We start from the raw sequence: 22,911 nt of genomic DNA, 5'->3' as shown, positions 1-22,911 counted from the left end.
AAAGCTATCTTTTTGCATAATTCTTTTGCACTCATTTCATCTTAATAACATGGAGGTGTTTAATATGGGTAAAGACAGACAGGAAAAAAACTTAAAAATAGCGGAAAAGTGGAATCCGATCGCGACCAGGCACTTCATTATGCTGGAGCTGCCAAGATGCAGAGCCCCGAAGAAGCCAGATCTTTGAATGATTCAAAATACAGTTAAAAAGAAAAGTGCAAGCACTTTGCTCACAAAGGAACACAGACTAAAAACGCCACATTCTCTCAAAAGCTGGCGCATTTGATCGTGCGATGATTATGCTGACAAAGCCCTCCTTTCCTTGGGGGCACCAAGCACAAGATTAGCCCTGCAGGAAGGTGTTCTTTCCTTCTGGAATGGAATGGTTAGCTTTCGTCCGGAGCCGAAACCGGACAAACTTGTGACCTCGAGGGTGGAGGCGCTCCTCATAAAAGCTAATGCTTTTAATCGTGCTATGGTCATGCTGTCGAAGCGTTCCTTGTGGACCCAGACAGTTATCGATGTTCAAAAATCTAATATACACGCCTCTGAAAGCAAAAAATAGCTCTCGTCATTTGACGAGAGCTTTACTTTGGGATGATCCGCTGGGAATATGCCTTTGTATCAATGCCACGTTCATTCAGCCAATGATGGGTCCCTCCAGTTATGATAATTGGAGACTGCTGAAGCTGGGCGATGTTTGCTGCCCCCAAGGCCGTCATGAGCACTTTCAATTCGGTATGCATATTGTTAATCTCTTCAATGAGTGCTTCAAGTCCTTCTTTCATGAGCACTTTCAAAAAGTATCCCGCCATCCCTGCAGCTCCTGCACCAAGAGCAATTGCCTTAGCTATTTCATGGCTTGACTGGATCCCCCAGAAGCTATGACAGCAATATCTTTTTCCAAAGATACAGCTTCTGCAATGGAAACTGCTGTCGGAATTCCCCACTCATTAAAAAACGTTAACAGTCTTTCTCTTCTTGCATTTTCTATGCGGGAGAAATTCGTTCCGCCAAATCCGCCGATATCGATTGCTGTAACACCGGCTGATGCAAGCATTGATACTGTTTCTTTATTCATGCCAAACCCCACTTCTTTTACAACTACTGGAACTTCTGAATGGGAGACGATATGTTCAATTCTTTTTAGGGCCCCCGAAAATCACGGTCACCTTCAGGCATGGTCAATTCCTGGACTACATTTAAGTGAATTTGCAAAGCATCTGCTTCTATCATATCAACCGCTGCTTTTGCCTGATCGATTGTAGCTTCGCTGCCTAAGTTGCCAATAATAATTCCATAGGGGTTTTCTCTCCTGACAACCCTGTAGGATTCTGCTTCACTTGGATCCTTCAGTGCAGACATTTGAGACCCTACTGCCATAGCAAGGCCTGTTGATCTGGCAGCCAGGGCGAGATCCCGGTTAATTTGAACCGTTCTTTCTCCTCCGCCTCCTGTCATGGCATTTATAAAAATTGGCGAACTTAATGAAAGTTCGCCAATTGAAGTGCCTAAATCAGCCTGATCAAGAAACGCATCAGGAAGACTTTGATGAATAAATGCAATATCCTCTAAACCGGTATTGCTGTTTTGGCCCGTTGCCAAAGCATGCTGGATATGATCCCATTTACGTTTTGATCTAGACAAAATTTATCACCATTACTTTTTTAAATTCTTTAGCTGGTCGCCTATCATATCACCAAGAGAGAAGCCTTTATTTTCTTCAGGAAGTTCATAGTCAGTCACTTCTTCCTGTTCTTTTTCAAGAAGATCTTTGATGCTCAATGACAGGCGCTGGTCCTGTTCGTTCACATCAAGAACCTTTACTTTTATTTCCTGTCCTTCGCTCAATACTTCGTGAGGAGTTCCAATATGCTTATGCGCAATTTGAGAAATATGGACAAGGCCTTCCACTCCTGGGAAAACTTCAACAAATGCTCCATATGACACCAGTCTTTTTACTGTTCCTTCAAGAGTGCTTCCTTTAGGAGCCTTTTCACTGATATTATCCCATGGCCCTGGCAAAGTCTCCTTAATGGAAAGTGAAATGCGTTCATTATCCCGGTCTACACTTAATACTTTCACTTTCACTTTTTGGCCTTCTTCCACAACATCTGAAGGCTTCTCTACATGCTCATAAGAAAGCTGGGAAATATGAACAAGACCATCGATCCCGCCAATATCAACAAATGCTCCAAAGTCAGTAATTCTTTGAACTGTTCCATCTAAAACCTGACCTGCCTGAAGGGATTCAAGCACTTGGTGTTTCTGTTTTCCTTTTTCTTCCTCTATTACAGCGCGGTGAGAAAGAATCAGGCGATTTTTATCTTTATCAAGCTCTACAATTTTAAATGTCATCGTTTTGCCTTTATAATCAGTAAAGTCCTCAACAAAGTGAGCTTCAACCAGGGAAGCAGGAACAAATCCGCGCACACCCAAGTCTACTACTAAGCCGCCTTTAACAACATCTTTTATTTCTGCTTCAAAAACTTCACCATCATTGAATTTCTTTTCAAGGGTTTCCCAGGATTTCCCGGCATCCACTTTTCGTTTAGAAAGAATAAGGGCTTCTTCCTCCACTTTTAAAACTTCAAGCTCGAGCTCATCTCCTTCTGAAACCGCATCGCTTGCTTTTTCAATATGAAGGCTTGAAAGCTCGCTGATTGGGATAATCCCATCCAATTTGCTGTCAGCAAGATCAACAATGACTTGCTTTTCTTCTACTTTGGTAACTTGGCCTTTTACCTTGTCACCCACCTCAAAATTTTTAACTTCTACTTGATTCATTTCCTCTGACATATGTATTCCTCCTTAATCCAATGGCTGCTTTCAAATTTTTAATCTGTATTCAACTGCCTGCCATCCAGGCAAGAACCCTGTGTCAGCAGCAGAAATACTCGAATGGCTATTTATTTTGCAGGCTATTTTTCAACTGTTGTTGAATGTCTCTTTCTGCCCTCATAAGAAAAGCGTAAACGCCTTGCCCACCCCCGACAAGAACAAGACTTGTGACCTCGAAGGGTTAGGCTGCTTGCGCTAGACAATTCTTGAAGTTCAAAGTAAAGGACAGCCTTATTTTTCGAATATTTTCGCCTTTTTAAAAAATGCCTTTTTACTAACTTCTTACAAAAGAAGTTTTTTGTCAAGCAAGAAGGTCTATGAATAATCTTCTATTAATTTACGTATTTCTGACATAATCAATTCAGTGGTTTCCTCCGCCGAGGCCTTTCTTTCCCTTAGCTCTTTCATATCAATTGGTTTACCATATACAACTTTTAATCTTGAAAAAGCTTTATAGGGGCCAATAATGGCGCAGGGAACGACATTCGCTTCTGACCTGAGAGCAAAAAAACCTGCACCTGCCAGTCCTTTCCCCAGCTGCCCCGTTTTACTTCTAGTACCCTCTGGAAACAGCCCTAAAACCTTTCCTTCTTTTAATATTCCAAGCCCTTTTCTCAATGCCTCTCTGTCACTCATTCCTCTCTTGACAGGAAATGCGTTGAGATCGGGAAGAATTTTCCCCAGAACCGGTACATTAAAAAGCTCTTCCTTGGCCATAAAATAAACTGGCCTTGGAGCATTAATGCCGACCACCGGAGGATCGAGATTATCTATATGATTAGAGCATAAAAGGACGCCCCCTTCAGCAGGAAAGTTCTCCTTCCCAATTACTTCAAATCTGTATATGGGTTTTAGAACTCCATAGACTGCTGCTTTAGCAAAAGAATAGAGATTCACTTTGAACCAATCCTTTCAATAGCCAGATCCATTATCTTATCGACTACCTGACCAATTGACAAAGAAGTTGTATCAATCTCCTTTGCATCATCTGCTTTCTTTAAGGGAGCTACTTCGCGCTCAGAGTCCAGCTTGTCCCTTAAGGAAATTTCTTCCTTCAGTTTTTCAAGATCAGATGGATATCCCTTCTGGATATTTTCGTTATGTCGCCTTACAGCTCTTTCATCGACAGAGGCTAAAAGAAAAATCTTTACTTCTGCATGGGGCAGGACATGGGTTCCGATATCCCGGCCATCCATTACAACTCCTCCATTTAAAGCAAAGCTTTGCTGGCGCAATACCATTTCTTCTCTAACTAGTTTATGCATGGAGACTATAGAAACAGAATTTGTCACTTCAGAAGTCCTGATTTCATTTGTCACATCCAGCCCGTCCAGATAAATTAATTGCCCTTTTTCGCCTGGCTGCAGTTCAATAACTGTATTGTTTAGAATCTCCATAAGAGAAGCTTCATCTTCAAGACTTGCATTCTTCTGAATAGCTTTATAAGTCAAGGCGCGATACATGGCACCAGTATCAATATATATGTAAGATAATTTTTCTGCCACAATCTTTGCTACTGTACTTTTCCCTGCAGCAGCTGGGCCGTCAATTGCAATTGATATACGTTTGCTCATAGTTCCTCCTGTACCCCTGGCCGCTTCTTTCCCAGGTTCATTCAGCTTTATTTTAACATAATAAGTCTGCATCAGTGCATAATTAAGCTGTTTTTTAAGTCTTGCAAATATTAAAAAATAGCCCCTGAAAGGCTTATAGATGATCGATTTTCCCGACTGCCGGGACAAAAAATAAGCAGGCGCCTGCCTGCTAATAATTTTCCCTGAACGTTTCAAGCAGCTCAGTGAAATTCTGATCTGTAACACCCTCATACTGAGTCAGCTGCTTTAATTCCGGAAAAGCATCCATATGATGAAAGAAAAATTGAGTGAACAGCAAGAAAACAAATTGCACAATAATTAACTTTAGAATAATCCTCTCCACCGTTTTCATTAATGCCATCTCTCCAACTGGTAAAATAAGAATAAGCCAATAGACTTCACCATCTATTATGAGAGATGAATATAAAAAATATTCCTTTATTTATATTTCCAGGCCTTTTTCTTCATTGCCAGTTGCCTATCGAAACAAAATCGCAGGAGCAATTGTCTATCCTGGGGCTTACCTCCAAAAACTGAACAGAAATAAGCGATTTTCCATTTTGAGGTTCAGAAACTCTGATTACCTTACTTTTAAGCCGTAAATAATAATTGTCGCCGTTTTGCATAGTTAATACGAAATAAGTGAGTATTTGCATATTCGCTATTAAAGAGCTGCCTGTTTGTGCGATGATTGCAGCCCCGCCAGCACTAATATCATCCGTAACGGATACAAAAGGACTAAACTCATTACTTTCCGGGTGGATAGCAACATCAACGGGTGTTTCAACCCGGACAAACTGACGCCGCTGAATTTTTACCAAATGTTCGTCCCCTGGATATGATAAAACAATCATCGGGATCTTCAACTTAACTCTTCCCATAACCTCGCTTTCGAAAAGATATACCGTCCCATCTTCAGCCAAAAAGGTTGCCTTCAGCTGAGTCCCATCGAGCAGGAAAGCAGTTTTATTTGTTTCCTGTACTATCGGATAATCAATATATAGATTATTTCCTTCTCTTTCAACAAGCTTGCATTTATATTTCTCGGATTTTTCCGAGTATGTTAATTCGAGCAGCACTGTCTCTCCAATATTTATCACACTGACACACTTCCCTTATTAAAAGGATAAACTTGTCATTTAATTATGACCGGTATAAAAGATTCCCGCAATAGCATTTTTAAAAAACTTAGGCAAAAAGACCCAAGTGCTTCCTAAAGCAAAAAAAGAAAGCCTATACGGCTTTCTCTACAGTACATCTTCAAATACTGGCTCAGCATTTTTTAGCTTTTCTACTTTTTCTTCTTGTCCTGTTTCTGCGTTTATATAGATTCTGTAGGTATCTTCACCCAATGTGCCTAGAATTTCATAACAGGAAACTTCCTGTTTTAAATCATTAATGATGATTGCCCGTCTGTCTTCCATGACTTTCAGTTGTGGATTCACCTTGGCTCTCGCCTCTTCTGCAGTAATTGCAGGCTCAGGAATTTCTCTCTGGTGATGAGCTTTTAAATAATCCTCAGCAGAAAAGGCTGCCATACTGCCATTATCAAGCGCAACTTTCACACGAATGGAGTCCGGATAAATTCTTACGCCATCCTGATTGGATACGAAGGTAAATACGCCTAAATTGTCATACTGAGCACTCTCGAATAAATCAAGGTCCTTGAAGCCATTATCTTTCAGAAATTTAATCGCATTATTGCTTGCTTCATTAAGGCTTACTTTTTGTTTCGCCACTTCCCGATCCAGTATGAACCAGATAGGATACCCGCCTTTCTTAGTGATATCCATGTTTGCTTCTTCTTTTGTTTTCTTATTTTGAATACTGACACTATAGAACCCGTAATCAGATCCTTTGCCGTTTTCAGTCACTCTTATATTTACATTTTTCCCCAACTTTGCATATTGCTGACCTATTCGTGCAGCTTCTTCTTCTGTTATTTCTTTACCTTTAAGATATTTGTAATTTTCATCCTTCCTCTGCATATTTACAAATGCCGGTCCAAAGTCTGTCTCTCCATAGCCTTCAACCGTTTTTTCCACTGTCTTAAATCCATCTATGATTGTATTATCTGCAGCTTCCCCATTGGAAGCGAGCGCCATTTCTACATCCATCCACCGTAAGTTCTTTTCAAGCACCATATGCTGAACTTTGCGCAAATCCTGCTGAACATCAGCCGACTGTTTATAGAGCTGCTTTAGCGCTTGATATTCTTTATCCGATAAAGGTTCCTTCTCCAAATCCCTTACTGCTGTCCGATAACTGAAATCTCCAATATTGGATAGAAACTCTTCTGTTTTATTGAAAGGAAGAAGTGAGAGAGGCAGCTGGCCAACATCTGAGTGGGCTTCTGAAGTCAATCTCCACACTTCTGCCAATTCAGGTGATAGTGAAGCTCTCGAATTCATTGCTAAGGTTGTTCCGATTTTGTCATGCAATAGGTCAATTTGGTAAGTTAAATCATGAAATGCCCTTTGATAATTATTTTCGGCATTAATTAGGATTGCATTTTTCTCCCGGTGTTCCTGATAACCCCAAAACGCTGTACCGGCAACACCCAGTGCAAGTACGCCTATGAGAATTCCTCTAAGCATGATCATTCACCCCTCTATTTACAGAATATATGTTTTCCAATCTGCTTGATTTGCGGCCGTGTCCAAATCCATCCGCTTGTTGCTGTATCCGGGTTAAAGTAATACAGTGCCTCGCCTGTTGGATCCCATCCATTAATGGCATCAAGGACGGCCTTTTTTGCAGTTTCATTCGGCGTTAACCATATCTGTCCATCGGCCACGGCGGTAAAAGCACGCGGCTCAAAAATAACGCCAGATACAGTGTTCGGAAATGATGCACTTTCTACACGGTTTAAGATAACTGCGGCAACTGCCACCTGGCCTGTATACGGCTCTCCTCTTGATTCTCCATAAACCGCATTGGCCATTAACTGGATATCATTATCTGAGAATCCGTTAGGCACATTTGCAGCAGTCGGCTGTTTAGGAGCTTCCTGCTGCTGTGCCGTTCCCCCGGAAGATCCACCTTGCTGAGGCTTAGTCTGCTTTTCAGTGTCCACCCCGCCGTAATGGGTAAATTTATTGCCCTTATTAATTTGTTCTTTCACATACTGTTCATTATACTTGGATGCTTTTACGAGCTTATTTTTTGTTTCCTGGCCAGCAAGCCCATCTATCGGAAGGCCGAATTCATATTGAAAATTCCTGAGTGCCCAATAGGTTCCCCACCCAAAAACTCCATCGATTTTCCCATTGTAGAATCCTAAATACTGCAGGCGGGACTGAAGCTCGATTACATCATTTCCCACTGCTCCGTGCTGGATAACCTGGTTCGAAAAGGCATTAGCTTTGTCCATATTCCCGCTAAAAGGAATTCCTAGAATACAAAGGGAGATTATGAGTAAAACCTTTCCTGCCAAAAAATTCTTTTTCATGGATTTTAACCTCCAAAAGTCAATCTTTTTTCATTGACCCTATTTTTTGTAGTCCTTGGCTTTTTATTCAATAACTTGAGTCTTTTTACTTTTGGTTTATTTTCGGCAAAATAAAAAACCCTCCATCAAGAATGGAGAGTTTTCTGTAAATCAAATTGATTATTCATGTGGTTTAGACTATGTGCCCTTGCTTTTTTGACTTTTCTTAAGCCCAGCCACCAAAGGAAGATCATAAATGGGAACATGATAAAAATCCAATGTTTTAAGGAGATCAGGATATAGTCGTAAATACCGTGAAGGAGAAAAGGTATAAAGAGCGAAAAGGCTATCCATTTTTTTGTCGAGGTTGCCGAGAATTTTCCTTTTCCTATATAATAGCCCATGATAACACCAAAGAGAGCATGACTGGAAACCGGAAGCAAGGCCCTTCCAAGAGCGTGTTCCACACCGAGTGCGACGAGATAGAAGATATTTTCTGCAGTGGCAAAGCCAAGTGATACAGAAGCACCATACACAATTCCATCATATGGTTCATCAAATGTTATATGCTGATAAATAGTATAAAATAATATAAACCATTTAAAGAATTCTTCCAGCAGACTTGATGACAGAAATGCATCCATCAAACTAGACTGCAGCACCCCTTCAGTCTCTAAAACATACTGGATGAACATGATAGGGAATACGAGCAAAGCACCAAACAAAAAAGTTTTAAAAACCATTGATATGGGTTCAGACTCATATTGATCTTTTAAATAAAAATAGCTTAATAATGCCAACCCCGGCGCGATGCCAGCGGATAATATTCCCAGCATGAGCTGCCCTCTTTTCAATCTGTTTTCTTAATCGTATCATGATATAGAAAGAATTAAAATGATTATTCAAATATTGGAAAACAAAATATTTCACATCATATTTTGAGTCAAAGCTAGAATTGGGGGATTAACATGGAGAAAAAAAGATACTTGTTATACACACTGGAGGCACCATTTCAATGAGTGAGGATGCAGCAACTGGTGCTGTAAAGCCAACAGATAATAATCCATTAACTGAAAAAACAAAGGAACTGCTTTCCCTTGCAGAATTACTGGTTGAAGAGCCTTTTCATCTCCCTTCACCGCATATAACACCTAGAGAAATGCTTAAATTGAAGGAAATCATTGAAAAAAACCTGGCAAAAGAAAAAATTAGCGGCGTAGTCATTACCCATGGAACAGATACATTAGAAGAGACAGCCTATTTCTTGGATCTGACTGTTAAAACATCTCTTCCCATCGTTGTTACTGGTGCAATGAGATCAAGTAATGAAATCGGCTCTGACGGACTTTACAACCTAATTTCCTCCATTCGCGTGGCTTCATGTGAAGAAGCAAAAAACAAAGGGGTTCTGGTTGTTCTAAATGATGAAATTCATACTGCGGAAAATGTGACAAAGACACACACAAGCAATGTATCTACTTTCCAAAGCCCGCAGTATGGACCAATCGGAATAGTCACAAAGAGAGGTGTATTATTCCACAACACGCCCACAAATAGAGAATATTATCCTTTAAATGCTATTGTTAAAAAAGTCACACTTATTAAAGCATTTGCCGGAATGGATTCTTCTTTGCTTTATGCGATAGGTGATTTAGATTTTGACGGAGTTGTGATTGAAGCACTTGGACAAGGCAATTTGCCTCCAGCCACAATTGAAGGCATTAAGGCTCTTACAGAAAAGAACATTCCGATTGTATTGGTTTCCCGATGTTTCAATGGAATTGCACAAGATGTGTATGGCTATGACGGAGGCGGAAAGCATCTAAAGGACATGGGTGTTATTTTCTCAAATGGACTAAACGGGCAAAAAGCAAGAATTAAACTGCTTATCGGACTGGAAACCCAGCAAAATATCGAAGAGATTTTCCAAATATAAATTGGCAATAACAAAGGCTAATCACTTGTGATCAGCCTTTGTTATTGCCTTTTTCAATTATAGCTTTTGCTATTTGTCCGCCATGGAATCTGCCATTTTCAATAAAAATTTCGTTGGCATTATTCCCGGCAGCTATTACACCCGCAATAAATATTCCAGGGACATTCGTTTCCATCGTTTCAGGATTAAATTGAGGGCGGCCCGTTTCTTCATTTATTTGAATTCCCATACCCCTTAAAAATTCATGGTCAGGATGGTAGCCGGTCATGGCAAATACAAAGTCGTTCTCAATGTCAAAATGCTGGCCACCTGCCATGTAGGTCAGCTTATTTTCACTGATTTCTTTCACATGTGCATTAAATTCCATTTTGATGACGCCGTTTCTGACTAAGGACTCAAACTCAGGGAGAATCCATGGCTTTATGCTGGGTGAATATTCTGTTCCGCGATAGATCACCGTAACTCTGGCTCCTGCTTTAACCAGTTCGATCGCAGCATCGACGCTTGAGTTTTTCCCGCCAATTACCGTTACGTCTTTATCAAAATAAGGATGGGCTTCTTTGAAATAGTGAAACACCTTTGGCAGATCCTCCCCTGGAACTCCCATGTAATTTGGATGGTCGTAATAGCCTGTAGCAATTACTACGTAATTGGCGGTATAAATGCCCTTATCTGTTTGTACTTCAAATACATCAGATGGATTTTTAATTACTTTGAGAACTTTTTCAAAGGCATTTACCTTAATCCCTTTTCTTTTTACAACTTCCCGGTAATAAGTTAGTGCCTGGTTTCTCTTAGGCTTATAATTTTCTGTTATAAAGGGTACCCCGCCGATTTCGAGCTTTTCGCTCGTGCTGAAGAAGGTTTGGTGTGTTGGATAGTGGTAAATTGCGTTTACAATATTGCCTTTTTCGATAACAAGCGGGTTTCTCCCAGCTTCCTGAAGGGCTATGGCAGCTGCCAATCCGCATGGTCCTCCGCCAACAATAATAGCGTCTATATTCAAGATTCTCACTCCTTAATCAATACCCATGAAAAAAAGTTTCATGTTGCTGTTTTTCTTACAAATAATTGTTTTAGCCTATAATATGCGCGTTCAAATCAGCATGGGGCACTTGCTTTCCGCGCGGAGAGATGAGAGCCTCCTCGCTTCCGCCTGCGGGGTCTCTCACTTCCCTAACCTCCTGCAGGATACTGAATAAGCGTCCTAGAAATAACCCCCACGAAGGAAATGCGGATGAATTCCGTGGATAAAGTGCCCACAGCGAAGATCAACTCAACAGGTAAACTTAGTTTGAAGATAAAAAGCAACCACCTTTACTGAAAACAACTGAAAAATCTCCCATCAGTTTATGATAGGAGATTTTTTATGATTATTCAAATGTCTTACTTTCACCAATGGGATTTATAATTAAATCCATCCGCGGAATCTTGAAGCTTCCGCCATTTTTCTCACACCAACCATATAAGCAGCCAGGCGCATATCCACACGACGGGTTTGGGACGTCTGATAAATATTATCAAATGACTTAACCATTACCTTCTCAAGCTTTTCTTCTACTTCTTCTTCGGTCCAGTAATATCCCTGGTTATTTTGCACCCATTCGAAGTATGAAACCGTTACTCCTCCAGCCGAGGCCAGCACGTCAGGCACAAGCAGAATTCCGCGCTCGGAAAGAATTCGTGTTGCTTCCAAAGTAGTTGGGCCGTTAGCCGCCTCCACTACAATGCTCGCTCTTATATTATGTGCATTTTCTTCTGTTATCTGATTTTCGATGGCCGCAGGAACCAGAATATCGCAATCAAGTTCAAGCAGCTCTTTATTTGTAATTGTATCATTAAACAACTTTGTCACAGTGCCAAAGCTATCACGGCGATCCAAGAGGTAATCGATATCAAGACCGTCTGGATCATATAAACCGCCATAAGCATCTGAAATGCCAACAACCTTTGCACCAGCATCATGCATAAACTTTGAGAGGAAACTTCCAGCATTACCGAATCCCTGAACAACTACTCTTGCACCTTCCAGATTAATGCCTTTTTCTTTGCAGCTTCGCGTATGCAAATTGTAACCCCTTTAGCTGTTGCTGATTCCCGTCCATGTGAACCGCCTAGTACAAGTGGTTTACCTGTAATGAAGCCTGGAGAGTTAAATTCATCAATCCGGCTGTATTCATCCATCATCCATGCCATGATCTGCGAATTGGTAAATACATCAGGTGCAGGAATATCCTTAGTCGGTCCCACAATTTGACTGATTGCCCGTACATAACCGCGGCTTAGCCGCTCTAACTCACCGAAGGACATATCGCGAGGGTCGCAAACGATTCCGCCTTTACCTCCGCCATATGGAAGATCCACAATTCCGCATTTTAAGCTCATCCAGATTGACAGTGCCTTTACTTCCTTTTCAGTTACATTCGGGTGAAAACGAATACCGCCTTTAGTAGGACCAACAGCATCATTATGCTGGGCCCGGTAGCCAGTAAAGACTTTTACTGTTCCGTCATCCATCCGTACAGGGATTTTCACTGTCATCATGCGAATTGGCTCTTTTAGAAGCTCATAGACCTCATCAGAATATCCCAGCTTCCCTAAAGCCTTATGTATGACAGTTTGAGTCGACCTTAAGACGTCCAATTTTTCAGCTTTATTTGAATCAGTACCTTTCTCGGCTACCATTTGTAAACCTCCTAGAAAAATCACTTTCATTAGTTGTCCGCTTCCATGGATTAGTATACACCTTTGCCTAATTTATGCAAGAAGAATAATGTACTTTTCCTCATTTTTTAATATTTTCATGAAACCGCTCTCAGCCCTGGTATTAAAGGGAATTTTCTGTTTACTCCTAGTACCCGTTTTCCCGTTTTAACCTAAAGGAAACATCCATTTCCCTCTTTACTGTTTAGTTAAAAACTTTTCCATTTTTATGCTATTATTGCATTTGATTGACTATACTTGTTTTACCCAATTTTTATATAGTTCATGACCATTTAATCCAAAATCACTGTATTTCGCTGTAATCATCCTCCCTGATAATCTGTGCGGGGAAGATTGCCTTTGTTCAAAAAAAGAAAGAGGATTTCCCTCTTTTCAGCCTTATGGAAAGTATTTTACCAGCTCCTTTACTGCTTGGGACTCGATAAGTACTTTCCCATATTCCTGAATAACATGTATGCTGGTAAAGGCTGAATCACCGTACTCAGCTAGTATGGCAATTACTCTATGAACGTTTTCTGCCGCTATATCAGTAACATGATAATAATACTTCTCTTTATAAGAATAAAGGCTTCCTTCCTCAATCTGTACACGATTCAGCTCTGCAGCCATTTGAATTACATCTTCAAAATCCTGGAACTCGAATAATATATCTTCACTGCCCTCAACAGTTACTTGCATTTCAATAAAACCATCCTCAAGGAGCTCTTCATCATCCATCTGCTCCTCCATTGTAACGATCATAACCATTCCCTGAGACTGCATGGAGAATATCTCCACAGCAACTGAACCTTGAATATCTACACCAAATTCTTCACTTGCCTCTTCCAGCATCTCATGAAAAAGCTGATGCCATTTAAGTGAATCCTTCCAGACATCTTCCTTAGTCAGTCCTCTATCATTTAAATCATCTAATGTGAGAAAGATTTTGATTTTATTATAATTCAAACGTTCTAAGCGCATAATAAGCCCCCTGACCTGAACCAACTCTTTGATTTAGTGTATGAAACATTGCGCAGTTTGTGAGTCGTCTTATTTTGTATGGCTAAAAAGAAAAGACCCGGCAATTTACCGCCAGATCTTATCTTATTGGAGCCGTTTTCTAATCCATTCTTCCCATTCATTTGTGGAACTGCCGGGAATTAACTGTTCATACTTCGTTTTTTCTTCATTACTGAGGGCATCAATCCCGAATCCCCCAATGCCTACATGCAAATTCCCATAAGTCTCTGCAAGGCTCTCTGACAGTTTTAGAGTTTCTGGTACGTTGGACTTCATCGTACAGGATAAGAATATAAACTTTGGTTTAACTATCTCAATCACAGTTTCGATATCTTCTTCAGCGATGCTTGTCCCAAGGTAAACGACTTCAAATCCTCTTCTGCGCAAAAATAAAGTAAAAATTAATAGCCCTAATTCGTGAGCTTCACCTGGTCCGCAGACTGCTATCACCTTTGGCAGAACTCCGTTATGCGGAAAAGAATGCAGAATCATCCCAATTCTGGATCTTAATATAGATGAGGCAAAATGCTCATGTGCACTTGTTATTTTCCCCTCTTCCCATTGATGCCCGATTTTTACAAGAAGTGAACCTAATATATCAATAAGAACTTTATCTATTGTATAAAAACTGAAAGCCTGATTAATTAAATCATGTGCTTTTGTTTCATTAAACTGAAGGAGAGCTTCAAGCAGCTCATTGGCGAGGGCACCAGACCGATCACCTTCCTTATCCATCTGAAGCGGCTCGGCATTCAGTTCCTTATTTTCCAGAAGGGAAACAGCCTGACTTATGGAAAAACCCTGATCCACTTTCCTGATCAGCCATTTTAACACTTTGATATGTTCCTCTGTATAAAGCCTATGGCCAGATTCATTTCTCTTTGGAGCAACAATTTGATACCGTCTCTCCCATGCTCTTAACGTTCCTGGCTGAATGCCGAGCATCTTAGATACAGCCTTAATATTATACTTTCCTTCTTCAGTTGCCATACCCAGCCCTCCATTCATTACTAATTATAAAAACCGCCGGTAGAACTGTAAAATCTGGGTGTGTTTTATTTTCAGCCCTTATTAATTGTAATGAAATGAGTTTCCGGCTTTGCCCCCAGCCTCAATGGCACACCGGTCGTACCATAGCCGTTGCTGATCAGAATAGTTGTTTGCGGCAGCACTTTTATCCGGCCCTTCTCATAAGGACCAAACCCGAAAATGCGAATTTGCCCGCCATGTGTGTGTCCACTTAACACCAGGTGAATATTTTGTTCTTTTGTTATACTGTTAATGATTCTTGGATCATGGCTGACCAGCACCTGAAACCCCCTGAGCCTGCATCCTTAAGTGCAAGGTCGAGCCGATCCCTATCCTTGCTTAGATCATCTGTTCCCATCAAAATAAAACGTTCTCCTTCATTTGATTCAAAGGAAAGGGCAGTATTATCTAGAATTTTTACTCCGCATTCGAGAAGCAGAGCATCGAGCTCGTGGTAATCCGCTTCATAGTCATTATTCCCCCAAACGAAATAGACGGGCCCGCATTCCTTTAATCCCAAAAGGTTCTTCTTTACTCTTTCAAAAGGGACTCCTTTTTCCAAGAGATCGCCGCCGATGATGACCAGATCAGGCTTCTTTTCTTTAACCTCCCCGATTATCGATTCTGACACCGTCCTCTTATGAATATCCGAAATAAAAAAAGCTTTACTTCACCGAAGCTTTCCGGAAACTCAGGAAAAGAAAGCTCTTTATATATAATTCTATCTGCAAATGCCTCACTAAACATATACATTAGTAAACACGCACCGCCAATTATGGCCAAAGCTATTAGGTATATCATAAATCCTCCTGCCATCAATCGCCTTCGATCAGTCTTCGGCAAGATTGATTTTCTTGAAATCTAAAGAAATAATACCATAAATTACTGAAAAACAGAAAAGGGCAAATGCTTCCCATGGCGAAAGGACTGACAAAACAAAAAAGCCTCCAATTAGCAATAAACTCAGCACAGGCCCAAATAAAGCATCCATATGTTTTAATGACCTTATATTTTTTAAAAGCCTGGCAGTCCACTCGATAATACTTCTGATGATCTCTGCGTTGGCTATAAAGGCGATAAGGAAAAAATCATTCCCATGACGAAGCCCGCCGGCTCCAGTACAAAAATGACAATCATATCCGAGATGCCCATTGGAATAGACACCGGAAAAAATTTAATAAATAATATGCCGCTAATAAAGCCTGTAAATAGCTTCAGCAAAATAAAAAACAAAATAAATCCCTCCCATACAAAGTGTATGAGAAGGATTTATTTTGTTGACTATATTTACTCTAGTACTCAGTTATGTCCAAAACACGGAAACCCGATTTTTCAAGCCGGCTGATGAACTTATCCATATTATTATTTTTTTCAACCTTCATCACGATGCGGCGGACCAGCTTGTCGGTTTCATCAAAGGTAACAAGGGAAATGATATGTTCATGAAAATAATGGGCGATTTCGGCTAAACGTGCAATTCGCCCTTCCGCTTCTACCGAAGTAAACGCAATCCTGACACCGGATTTATTGGTTCCGAAGGCCGATTGGAATTGAGCGAGAACATCAAAGCGTGTAACAATGCCCAGAAATTTTCGATTATCGCCCAAAACTGCAAGTAAAGGGAAATCCTTTAAATCCAGAAGCGTTTTTTCAAAAATCTCATTTCCTTTTAAATATTGCTCCTGATGTGTGGCAATATCCTTGACCAGTGTTCCTTCCAGGAAACCCTCCTTTGAATTACCTGACAAAAGAAGTTCTCATATATTCCATATCTCGTAATTATGCCGGCATATTGATCGCCATCCAATACAGGAAGCCCGTCAATCTGATGGTCCTCCAGCAGAGCCAGAGCTTCTTTCAATGGTGCATCCTGTCCGATTGTATAACAGGTATGTTTGGGGATCATGATACTTTTCACAAACATTGCCATCACCTCAAAGTAACATTAATTAGACCTAACATTTAATTTCGCCATCACCTCAAGTTTCCCTTCTTTTTATTAGAGTAAACAATCATAAAAACACTGCACTTTTCATAAGTTTCAATGACGCATAAAAAGGAGGGATTATGATGAATACACTCCGTAAAACCTGGCACCCTTATGTAAGCCCATTTGACCCTTGCACTCCTATAAAGGTCAAAACTTATTCCACTCCTCCAAATCTATATATGGGATTTCAGCCGCCAGGGCTTGAACAATTTACGCCAATGGAGGCTTTAAGAGCAGGAACGCTTTGGAAGGCTTTCTATGATCCATGGTACAGTCCCTATGAAAAAGCCAGGGAGGGACAATAGCCATGAAACAATTGCCGGCAGATTACTATCAGCTTCTTGAACAGCTCCAGGCTGTGGATTTTGTCCTTGTTGAACTGACTCTATACCTTGACACTCATAACAATGATTCTGAAGCCATTAAGCAATTCAATCACTATGCAAAGGAACGAAAAAAACTGAGAAATGCCATTGAGAGCAAGTATGGTCCATTAATGCAATTTGGACACAGCTATTCCGGCCAGCCTTGGAATTGGGATGATGCACCGTGGCCTTGGCAAGTATAAACTTTTTCCCGGCGCCTTCTTATATGAAGGCGCTAAATAGGAATATATCTGGATATTTGAAAGGAGCTGAGAAAGAATGTGGGTTTATGAAAAGAAGCTGCAATATCCGGTAAGGGTAAGCACATGCAACCCCAAACTGGCAAAGTTTCTAATTGAACAATATGGGGGGCTGACGGAGAACTTGCTGCTGCCCTAAGATATTTGAACCAGCGTTATTCTATACCTGATAAGGTCATCGGGCTACTTACAGATATTGGAACAGAGGAGTTTGCCCACCTGGAAATGATCGCAACAATGGTATACAAATTAACGAAGGACGCTACGCCTGATCAAATGAAAGCCGCTGGTCTCGGTGATCATTATGCTGACCATGATAACGCACTGTTTTACCATAATGCTGCAGGTGTTCCTTGGACAGCTACTTATATCCAGGCAAAGGGAGACCCAATTGCAGATTTATACGAAGATATCGCAGCAGAAGAGAAAGCCAGAGCAACCTATCAGTGGATCATTAATATGAGTGATGACACGGATTTAAATGACGGACTCCGGTTTTTAAGAGAACGAGAGATTGTTCATTCACAGCGCTTTAGAGAAGCCGTGGAAATTCTTAAGGAAGAACGGGATAAGAAGAAATTCTTTTAAAAGATACTTAACAAAAAAGAAGCAGGCAAGCTGCTTCTTTTTCCATTAACTGCACTGTCATTTATTCTCATGATAAAGATTTATATCATAATTTTTTTTCATCATTTCGAAAACAGTATGGCGGTTTTTCCATTCATCTTCTTTTTTCCAAAGGTCTTTGCTCTTATCTATTATTTCACACCTTAGAGCATGATATTCTTTTTCTGCTTTTTCTCTTTTTTCCCTCAGAAGGTTCATAAGCCCATATAGGCCAACAGAAAAAACGAGCAAATAGAAATTAGCTGACTGATTGACAAAAGCCGAAAACATGGAAGCAAACGAGTAAGAGTAAGGCTGCATAACACTTTTATAAATATATAAAAAGAATAAAAAAGAAATAAAAACAGTTGCCCACATGGCAAGTAAATGCCAGGACTTGAATCGATCAAATTTTTGCTTTCTCTCTACCACTTTCTCAAGCATTTTTCTGGTAGCCTGATCTGTACGTTCGTCAAGCATTCTAATTGGCGATTCCAATACTCTCCCTCCCTTTCTCAATAATGTATGAGCCTGTCCATTATTATATGACTAAGAAAGAGAGGCCGCTGCCTTACCTGTTTCCGCTCCTTCTATTGCTCAAGCGGAATCTTTAATACCTGGCCCGTTTGTATTTCATTCGACGGCAAATTGTTGGCTTGCTTTATTTTTTCAATTCCCGACTGGGATTTATAATAGGTCATGGCAATTCTAAAAATTGTTTCCTTTGGTTTGACCGTATGGTAAACAACTTTGCCTTCCGTTTTTAATTCTTCCTGTTCCTGTTTCCCGGCAGTTTTGGAAGAGTCTGTACTTTCAGGTGCTGTTTGCTGGGCTTGCTTTTTGGAATTGGATTCAGATCCTTTATCTTCTTTATCAGTCGTTTGAGAGGCCTCTTTTTCCTGCTGGACTTTGGCATCTTCTTTTACTTGAACGCCCTCAGCTTTTTCAGGTTTCTCAGGTTCCTGGGATTCCGGCTCTTCTCTTACTTCTATGGTTGTCCCTTCCCCTTCATCATTTGTGGCAAAAACGACCGTTTCAGAACCGATTTCTTCATTTTCTGCATTTAACCCGGCATTAATGCTTTTATCACTACTTACATATTGATATATACTGAAAATGGTGATGGGCAAAAGGATAAAAAATAAAGCAAGCAGGCGAATAACTGGGTATTTAACCTTCCATTTACTCTTTTTCCTTTTTTCCTGGTGAACACGGCTCCGTGGCGGCAAAGCGGATTTTTGCCCGCTATATTCCGCTTCCTGTTTTCGGTCAATCTTCTTACGGAGTCTTTCAGCTTGATCTCTATAAGGGTCTTCTTTATTCATGTTTCATCCCTTCCTGTAATAAAAATCATAAGAAGTATATTTTGTGTGCTGCTGTTAATGATCGTTAATTGAATTGTCCTCTTCAGCTTTCCTTATAGTTTTTTTCAGGTAACGTTTTCGAATAAGAATACCAAGAAGAAAGTCAATCAGAAAATGCATAACAATCGTAACAAGCAAATTATTGGTTATATGATAAATATAACCTATTAAAAAGCTTAATGTAATAATATTTACAAACAAAAACCAATTAAAAAGATATCGATAATGAACAAGCGCAAAAATAAGACTGGAAATAGCAAGGCCAAAATGGGTCTGAATGACTCCCCTGAATAGAAGTTCTTCACTAAACGCCACCACAGCCGCAATAAAAGCAATATGGATAAAACTGCGATTCTGAAAGATTTTCTCATTTAATCCTCCATCATCATACAGCACTTCAGGGAGAACCTTCATCAACACGATATCAATCAGGACAACTGCAGCTCCTGCCGCCGCTCCAATTACAAAAATGTTTATATCATTGAATTCAAAAAGAGCTTGGAACTCCCCAAAACTATTAAACAATATAATACTTAGTATCAAAGAAATGGATAAAATAAGCACCTGAGTAAGATAAAGATGGAATAATAGTTCCTTGTCAGTCAATTCCTTAATAATGTCCGCGTATCTTTTCCTCATTTTGGTTCACTCACTTGGAATCAGGAGGTATTCCAGATGATTTTTCCAATCATACAGCGGGCTTTCCTGATTATCTGAATTTGTATTCCTTAAGAAATTTTCCAATTGCAAACCGCAAATATCGCAGCAGGATGGGACTGAGGCATTTTTTTCCTCATCAAAGCAGGAAAGTATACTCTCTCTCCGGCATGTCTTCTTGTAGATCCACTTATATACTTCCTCAATGCTATCCCTTTTCAGTTTGATTCTGCCTTCATAATACTCCTTCATCTCCTGCAGAATCCTTCTGTAATCGAGTCCAGATTTGCTTTTCCTTTCAAAAAAATCATTAAAAATTCGCCACTGAACATCGGTCAAACCGGAACGCTGCTTAATTTGCTCTTCAAAAGGACCAATATTCTGGATCGCATTTGGGTTTTCTTCTATCCATTCCTTAATCCAATCAATTTGTGCTTTGTCAGGCAATTCACTTTCTGCAAGCTGTATGGGAAGCTGCTCATCACCCGGTGCATAGAGCATAATGGCTATACTTTGATTTCCATCTCTCCCTGCCCGGCCAATTTCCTGCAAATAGGATTCAATCTGAAGAGGCATATGAAAGTGTATTACATACCTGATATTATCTTTATTAATCCCCATGCCAAAGGCGCTTGTAGCACAAATAAGATCGAGCTGCCCATGAATAAACTGCTGCTGCACAAGGATACGGCTTTCCTGGTCCATTCCCCCATGGTAAGCCATCACTCTTTTGGCTCCTTTGTCCCTAAGCAGCTCAGCTGACTGTTCCGCCATTTTTTTGCTGGAAAAATAAATAATTCCAGGGCCCTGAAGGATTCCAGCAAGCTCCACAAGTCTCTCTGTTTTTTCACGGAAATTCTCTAACCTTTCTACAGATAATGCAATATTAGGACGGTCAACGGAGTATATAAATTCGCTGCAGTCCAGTATGCCAAGTGACTTTTTTATATCTGCTTTAACTTCAGCGGTAGCTGTAGCTGTTAATGCCAGAGTAACCGGGTTCCCTATCATTTTCCTGACTTCCCCAGCTTTAAATAATCGGGTCTGAAATCATACCCCCATTGGGAAATACAATGAGCTTCATCCACAACAAATAAAGCAATGCGCAATTTCTTCAACTGTGATAGTACTGACTCATAATAAAGCATTTCGGGTGAAATAAAGATAAACTTATATTGATTCAGATGAATCAATGCCTGTTTTTTCTCCGCGGGTTAAAAAGGAATTGAATGCAATCACCTTTTTTCCCCATTCATCATAAGCTGTTCAGCCTGATCCTGCATAAGGGACAGCAAAGGAGATATAATAATCACCTGACCTTCAATCATATATCCCGGCAGCTGATAACATAGGGATTTACCTGTACCTGTAGGCAGCATGGCAACAGTATTCCTCCCTGAAAGCACAGATTCAATGATCTCCTTTTGTCCAGGTCTAAAGGCAGAAAATCCAAATTTGCTCTGTAATAGCGCTTCTAATCTCATTGTCCCTCTCCAAGCTTTGCAATGACTAATCTGATTTCAAAATAATCGGATTCCGGCACCAATTGACGTATTTGCTTTAATTGCAATGAATCAGCACTGTTCGCTGCTTGAAGAATCAATTTCTGCTTCTTTTCTGAAACATAACTTGTGATATTAAAACCGCTGTCATTTAACGCTACCTCCACAACATGATCCTCAATTGTGCTTTTTTCAAGTTTCTCGTTTTTGCGATCACATCCAAATCCAGTCCCTGTTTTAGCAGTGTATATGTTTTTTGAGCAGACAACGTTAGCTGAACTTCATTTCCTGTCCCGCTCACTAATTTATCGATAAGCGGATATTCGTCAGGATTTTCTCTTACGCTTGCAAGGATATGATGAATGGCTCCAAGGAACTGATGGTGATAATAATCATGACTGATTCCCAGCTGTTCTGAAGTCTGAACAGCAGTGAGGCCAATACGGTTATAGCCTGTCAGCCTCAATGTCAGTACAGCAGGATTAATATCACTTAGTCTTTCAAGGCACTGGCAAAGTTCCCTGTTTAGCACACTTCCTACTTCATTGCGGGCGAATCCAGATGTTCTCAAAAAGTATTTCAGCCATTCGTGAACATCTCTTTTTCTTTGAATAGGAAGGTATTTTACATTGTTATTATTTAAATGTGATATAACCTGAATTAAAAGAGTAATCCTCTCCCAAAACAGGTCACCTGCACTATAATACAGCCATCCGTTTAATGAAGACGGTATTGGACATTCTAAAAGAGACCTTTCCAGCTCTTCCTTACCATCTGAAGTCAAAATGTAATGCTTTTCATCAGTTGGAGTCATCCAGCTTTTGCTTACAATTTCTTGTGCAAGTTGATCCAGAACATCCCGGCTTAAACTTCCAAATGTTCTAAAAAGCGGGGTTAGCTGAAATAAATGAGCATCCTGAATGGTTTGGGAAGATTTTTTTCCATTGAGCAAATGTAAAATAGAATATATAGTTCTTTGTCCCTGTAATTCTTTAATACAGTACATTATTATAGTTTTTAAATAAGATCTTTCCATTTTTTTCACCTTACGGCCAAAGATTTTTTTCTTGTTTTAAGAAGCTTGTTGCCCCTCTTCCATTTTATCATGAAAGAAATCGGCAGGCCGTTTTAATTATTTATTCACAGGGTAAATTATGCCTAAACCCTTGTGTGATAAGCATTCTCAATACATTTTCTATTGAAAAGTTGAACATTCAGTTTTACAATAGATGTGAGGAATGTGTTACCATCATCTTGATGGACGATTAATTGTTTAAATCTTGGGAGGTTTTTTTCATGGCAAAGTATACAATTGTTGACAAAGAAACATGCATTGCATGTGGAGCTTGCGGCGCAGCTGCACCGGACATTTATGATTATGATGATGAAGGCATCGCTTTCGTTACCCTTGATGATAACCAGGGTATCGTTGAAATTCCTGATGTATTAGTTGATGATATGATGGATGCATTTGAAGGCTGCCCAACCGATTCAATTAAAGTAGCTGATGATGCTTTTGATGGCGATCCGCTTAAATACGAATAATCCTTCAACCATACTTTACCCTTTGTTAAGCTGCTGCTCCCTTTCATCATGAAAGGGAGTTTTTTATG

At 40.1% G+C, this 22,911-nt stretch carries 22 protein-coding genes and 7 pseudogenes; 6 read left to right on the top strand and 23 right to left on the bottom strand.

Translation table 11 applies throughout. The features are described from left to right. The first annotated feature begins 64 nt into the window (after positions 1-64). Positions 65-207 (top strand): annotated as a pseudogene (locus tag M5V91_RS01440) (YpzI family protein). Positions 208-587: 380 nt separating this feature from the next. On the opposite strand, the pseudogene fni reads toward M5V91_RS01440, so the two are convergent. The 9 genes and pseudogenes from fni to prsW all read right to left on the bottom strand — a co-directional run bounded on the left by fni (position 588) and on the right by prsW (position 8,702). Next, positions 588-1,647 (bottom strand): annotated as a pseudogene (fni, locus tag M5V91_RS01435) (type 2 isopentenyl-diphosphate Delta-isomerase). Between the two features lie 12 nt (positions 1,648-1,659). After that, positions 1,660-2,799 (bottom strand): 30S ribosomal protein S1, encoded by a 1,140-nt coding sequence (rpsA, locus tag M5V91_RS01430; RefSeq protein ID WP_009332766.1) that lies wholly within the window; start codon positions 2,797-2,799, stop codon positions 1,660-1,662. 357 nt (positions 2,800-3,156) lie between these two features. Beyond that, complete coding sequence (locus M5V91_RS01425; protein ID WP_009332767.1) at positions 3,157-3,738, bottom strand: lysophospholipid acyltransferase family protein; 582 nt, start codon at positions 3,736-3,738, stop codon at positions 3,157-3,159. After that, entirely contained in the window at positions 3,735-4,415 is a 681-nt protein-coding gene (gene cmk, locus M5V91_RS01420) for a (d)CMP kinase (RefSeq protein ID WP_026041598.1), read from the bottom strand. Before cmk ends, M5V91_RS01425 begins: the two co-directional genes overlap by 4 nt. A 190-nt stretch (positions 4,416-4,605) precedes the next feature. Beyond that, positions 4,606-4,788: a YpfB family protein gene (locus M5V91_RS01415; protein ID WP_009332769.1), complete on the bottom strand. Its 183-nt coding sequence runs from the start codon at positions 4,786-4,788 to the stop codon at positions 4,606-4,608. Positions 4,789-4,900: 112 nt separating this feature from the next. Continuing rightward, complete coding sequence (locus M5V91_RS01410; protein WP_439649953.1) at positions 4,901-5,536, bottom strand: flagellar brake protein; 636 nt, start codon at positions 5,534-5,536, stop codon at positions 4,901-4,903. Between the two features lie 147 nt (positions 5,537-5,683). After that, positions 5,684-7,033 carry a germination protein YpeB gene (gene ypeB / locus M5V91_RS01405; RefSeq protein WP_251175108.1) on the bottom strand — a complete coding sequence of 450 codons (1,350 nt, stop codon included), beginning with the start codon at positions 7,031-7,033 and terminating at the stop codon, positions 5,684-5,686. A gap of 14 nt (positions 7,034-7,047) precedes the next feature. Continuing rightward, a complete protein-coding gene (gene sleB, locus M5V91_RS01400; protein WP_009332772.1) occupies positions 7,048-7,887 on the bottom strand; it encodes a spore cortex-lytic enzyme in 840 nt (279 codons plus the stop codon). Positions 7,888-8,012: 125 nt separating this feature from the next. Beyond that, positions 8,013-8,702: a glutamic-type intramembrane protease PrsW gene (gene prsW / locus M5V91_RS01395; protein ID WP_009332773.1), complete on the bottom strand. Its 690-nt coding sequence runs from the start codon at positions 8,700-8,702 to the stop codon at positions 8,013-8,015. Positions 8,703-8,881: 179 nt separating this feature from the next. On the opposite strand from prsW, the gene M5V91_RS01390 reads away from it, so the two are divergent. Next, the gene (locus tag M5V91_RS01390) at positions 8,882-9,802 is read left to right on the top strand and encodes an asparaginase (protein ID WP_284521671.1); all 921 of its coding nucleotides are present in this window, start codon (positions 8,882-8,884) and stop codon (positions 9,800-9,802) included. Positions 9,803-9,833: 31 nt separating this feature from the next. Here the strand turns inward: M5V91_RS01390 and M5V91_RS01385 are convergent, their stop codons facing one another. The 7 genes and pseudogenes from M5V91_RS01385 to M5V91_RS01355 all read right to left on the bottom strand — a co-directional run bounded on the left by M5V91_RS01385 (position 9,834) and on the right by M5V91_RS01355 (position 16,478). Next, positions 9,834-10,808 (bottom strand): YpdA family putative bacillithiol disulfide reductase, encoded by a 975-nt coding sequence (locus tag M5V91_RS01385; protein WP_009332775.1) that lies wholly within the window; start codon positions 10,806-10,808, stop codon positions 9,834-9,836. 405 nt (positions 10,809-11,213) lie between these two features. Further along, positions 11,214-12,487: pseudogene (locus tag M5V91_RS01380) on the bottom strand (Glu/Leu/Phe/Val family dehydrogenase). Between the two features lie 417 nt (positions 12,488-12,904). After that, entirely contained in the window at positions 12,905-13,486 is a 582-nt protein-coding gene (locus tag M5V91_RS01375; protein WP_251175107.1) for a genetic competence negative regulator, read from the bottom strand. A 123-nt stretch (positions 13,487-13,609) separates the two neighbouring features. Beyond that, complete coding sequence (locus M5V91_RS01370; protein ID WP_251175106.1) at positions 13,610-14,515, bottom strand: MerR family transcriptional regulator; 906 nt, start codon at positions 14,513-14,515, stop codon at positions 13,610-13,612. A 71-nt stretch (positions 14,516-14,586) separates the two neighbouring features. After that, a pseudogene (locus M5V91_RS01365) lies at positions 14,587-15,355 on the bottom strand (metallophosphoesterase). Between the two features lie 264 nt (positions 15,356-15,619). After that, positions 15,620-15,787 (bottom strand): hypothetical protein, encoded by a 168-nt coding sequence (locus M5V91_RS01360; RefSeq protein WP_284521670.1) that lies wholly within the window; start codon positions 15,785-15,787, stop codon positions 15,620-15,622. A 59-nt stretch (positions 15,788-15,846) separates the two neighbouring features. Further along, positions 15,847-16,478, bottom strand: a pseudogene (locus M5V91_RS01355) (CBS domain-containing protein). Between the two features lie 146 nt (positions 16,479-16,624). Here M5V91_RS01355 and M5V91_RS01350 point away from each other — a divergent pair. From M5V91_RS01350 to M5V91_RS01340, 3 genes and pseudogenes are all read left to right on the top strand, one after another. Then, positions 16,625-16,849, top strand: a complete 225-nt coding sequence (locus tag M5V91_RS01350; RefSeq protein WP_019380371.1) for a spore coat associated protein CotJA — start codon at positions 16,625-16,627, stop codon at positions 16,847-16,849. Positions 16,850-16,851: 2 nt separating this feature from the next. Next, a complete protein-coding gene (locus tag M5V91_RS01345; protein ID WP_009332783.1) occupies positions 16,852-17,112 on the top strand; it encodes a spore coat protein CotJB in 261 nt (86 codons plus the stop codon). A gap of 76 nt (positions 17,113-17,188) precedes the next feature. Continuing rightward, positions 17,189-17,757: pseudogene (locus M5V91_RS01340) on the top strand (manganese catalase family protein). A 57-nt stretch (positions 17,758-17,814) separates the two neighbouring features. On the opposite strand, the gene M5V91_RS01335 reads toward M5V91_RS01340, so the two are convergent. The 7 genes and pseudogenes from M5V91_RS01335 to M5V91_RS01310 all read right to left on the bottom strand — a co-directional run bounded on the left by M5V91_RS01335 (position 17,815) and on the right by M5V91_RS01310 (position 22,334). Beyond that, a complete protein-coding gene (locus tag M5V91_RS01335) occupies positions 17,815-18,273 on the bottom strand; it encodes a YpbF family protein (RefSeq protein ID WP_019380370.1) in 459 nt (152 codons plus the stop codon). Between the two features lie 92 nt (positions 18,274-18,365). Continuing rightward, positions 18,366-19,100: a LysM peptidoglycan-binding domain-containing protein gene (locus M5V91_RS01330; RefSeq protein ID WP_251175104.1), complete on the bottom strand. Its 735-nt coding sequence runs from the start codon at positions 19,098-19,100 to the stop codon at positions 18,366-18,368. 54 nt (positions 19,101-19,154) lie between these two features. Then, positions 19,155-19,778, bottom strand: coding sequence for a CPBP family intramembrane glutamic endopeptidase (locus M5V91_RS01325; protein WP_019380368.1), 624 nt, complete (start codon positions 19,776-19,778; stop codon positions 19,155-19,157). A 6-nt stretch (positions 19,779-19,784) separates the two neighbouring features. Then, positions 19,785-20,807 carry a helicase-related protein gene (locus tag M5V91_RS01320; RefSeq protein WP_369425923.1) on the bottom strand — a complete coding sequence of 341 codons (1,023 nt, stop codon included), beginning with the start codon at positions 20,805-20,807 and terminating at the stop codon, positions 19,785-19,787. After that, a pseudogene (locus tag M5V91_RS30220) lies at positions 20,804-21,175 on the bottom strand (DEAD/DEAH box helicase). Before M5V91_RS30220 ends, M5V91_RS01320 begins: the two are co-directional and overlap by 4 nt. 101 nt (positions 21,176-21,276) lie before the next feature. Next, a complete protein-coding gene (locus tag M5V91_RS01315; RefSeq protein ID WP_284521669.1) occupies positions 21,277-21,465 on the bottom strand; it encodes a helix-turn-helix domain-containing protein in 189 nt (62 codons plus the stop codon). Then, positions 21,456-22,334: a YpbB family protein gene (locus M5V91_RS01310; RefSeq protein ID WP_284521668.1), complete on the bottom strand. Its 879-nt coding sequence runs from the start codon at positions 22,332-22,334 to the stop codon at positions 21,456-21,458. Before M5V91_RS01310 ends, M5V91_RS01315 begins: the two co-directional genes overlap by 10 nt. Positions 22,335-22,594: 260 nt before the next feature. Between M5V91_RS01310 and M5V91_RS01305 the strand changes: the two genes are divergently transcribed. Next, on the top strand, positions 22,595-22,843 hold the full coding sequence (locus M5V91_RS01305) for a ferredoxin (RefSeq protein WP_009332793.1): 249 nt from the start codon (positions 22,595-22,597) through the stop codon (positions 22,841-22,843). Positions 22,844-22,911: the final 68 nt, after the last annotated feature.

It is taken from the genome of Cytobacillus pseudoceanisediminis (genome assembly GCF_023516215.1).
In the GTDB taxonomy this organism is placed as follows: domain Bacteria; phylum Bacillota; class Bacilli; order Bacillales; family Cytobacillaceae; genus Cytobacillus; species Cytobacillus pseudoceanisediminis.
Note: the sequence above shows the minus strand (reverse complement) of the source record. Positions and strands in the feature narration are given on the sequence as shown.

Bases quoted from the DNA above. Each gene is read 5' to 3' on its own strand.
- rpsA (WP_009332766.1), bottom strand. From the start codon at position 2,799: ATGTCAGAGGAAATGAATCAAGTAGAAGTTAAAAATTTTGAGGTGGGT.
- cmk (WP_026041598.1), bottom strand. From the start codon at position 4,415: ATGAGCAAACGTATATCAATTGCAATTGACGGCCCAGCTGCTGCAGGG.
- M5V91_RS01415 (WP_009332769.1), bottom strand. From the start codon at position 4,788: ATGAAAACGGTGGAGAGGATTATTCTAAAGTTAATTATTGTGCAATTT.
- ypeB (WP_251175108.1), bottom strand. From the start codon at position 7,033: ATGCTTAGAGGAATTCTCATAGGCGTACTTGCACTGGGTGTTGCCGGT.
- sleB (WP_009332772.1), bottom strand. From the start codon at position 7,887: ATGAAAAAGAATTTTTTGGCAGGAAAGGTTTTACTCATAATCTCCCTT.
- prsW (WP_009332773.1), bottom strand. From the start codon at position 8,702: ATGCTGGGAATATTATCCGCTGGCATCGCGCCGGGGTTGGCATTATTA.
- M5V91_RS01390 (WP_284521671.1), top strand. From the start codon at position 8,882: ATGAGTGAGGATGCAGCAACTGGTGCTGTAAAGCCAACAGATAATAAT.
- M5V91_RS01375 (WP_251175107.1), bottom strand. From the start codon at position 13,486: ATGCGCTTAGAACGTTTGAATTATAATAAAATCAAAATCTTTCTCACA.
- M5V91_RS01370 (WP_251175106.1), bottom strand. From the start codon at position 14,515: ATGGCAACTGAAGAAGGAAAGTATAATATTAAGGCTGTATCTAAGATG.
- M5V91_RS01350 (WP_019380371.1), top strand. From the start codon at position 16,625: ATGAATACACTCCGTAAAACCTGGCACCCTTATGTAAGCCCATTTGAC.
- M5V91_RS01345 (WP_009332783.1), top strand. From the start codon at position 16,852: ATGAAACAATTGCCGGCAGATTACTATCAGCTTCTTGAACAGCTCCAG.
- M5V91_RS01330 (WP_251175104.1), bottom strand. From the start codon at position 19,100: ATGAATAAAGAAGACCCTTATAGAGATCAAGCTGAAAGACTCCGTAAG.
- M5V91_RS01325 (WP_019380368.1), bottom strand. From the start codon at position 19,778: ATGAGGAAAAGATACGCGGACATTATTAAGGAATTGACTGACAAGGAA.
- M5V91_RS01320 (WP_369425923.1), bottom strand. From the start codon at position 20,807: ATGATAGGGAACCCGGTTACTCTGGCATTAACAGCTACAGCTACCGCT.
- M5V91_RS01310 (WP_284521668.1), bottom strand. From the start codon at position 22,334: ATGGAAAGATCTTATTTAAAAACTATAATAATGTACTGTATTAAAGAA.
- M5V91_RS01305 (WP_009332793.1), top strand. From the start codon at position 22,595: ATGGCAAAGTATACAATTGTTGACAAAGAAACATGCATTGCATGTGGA.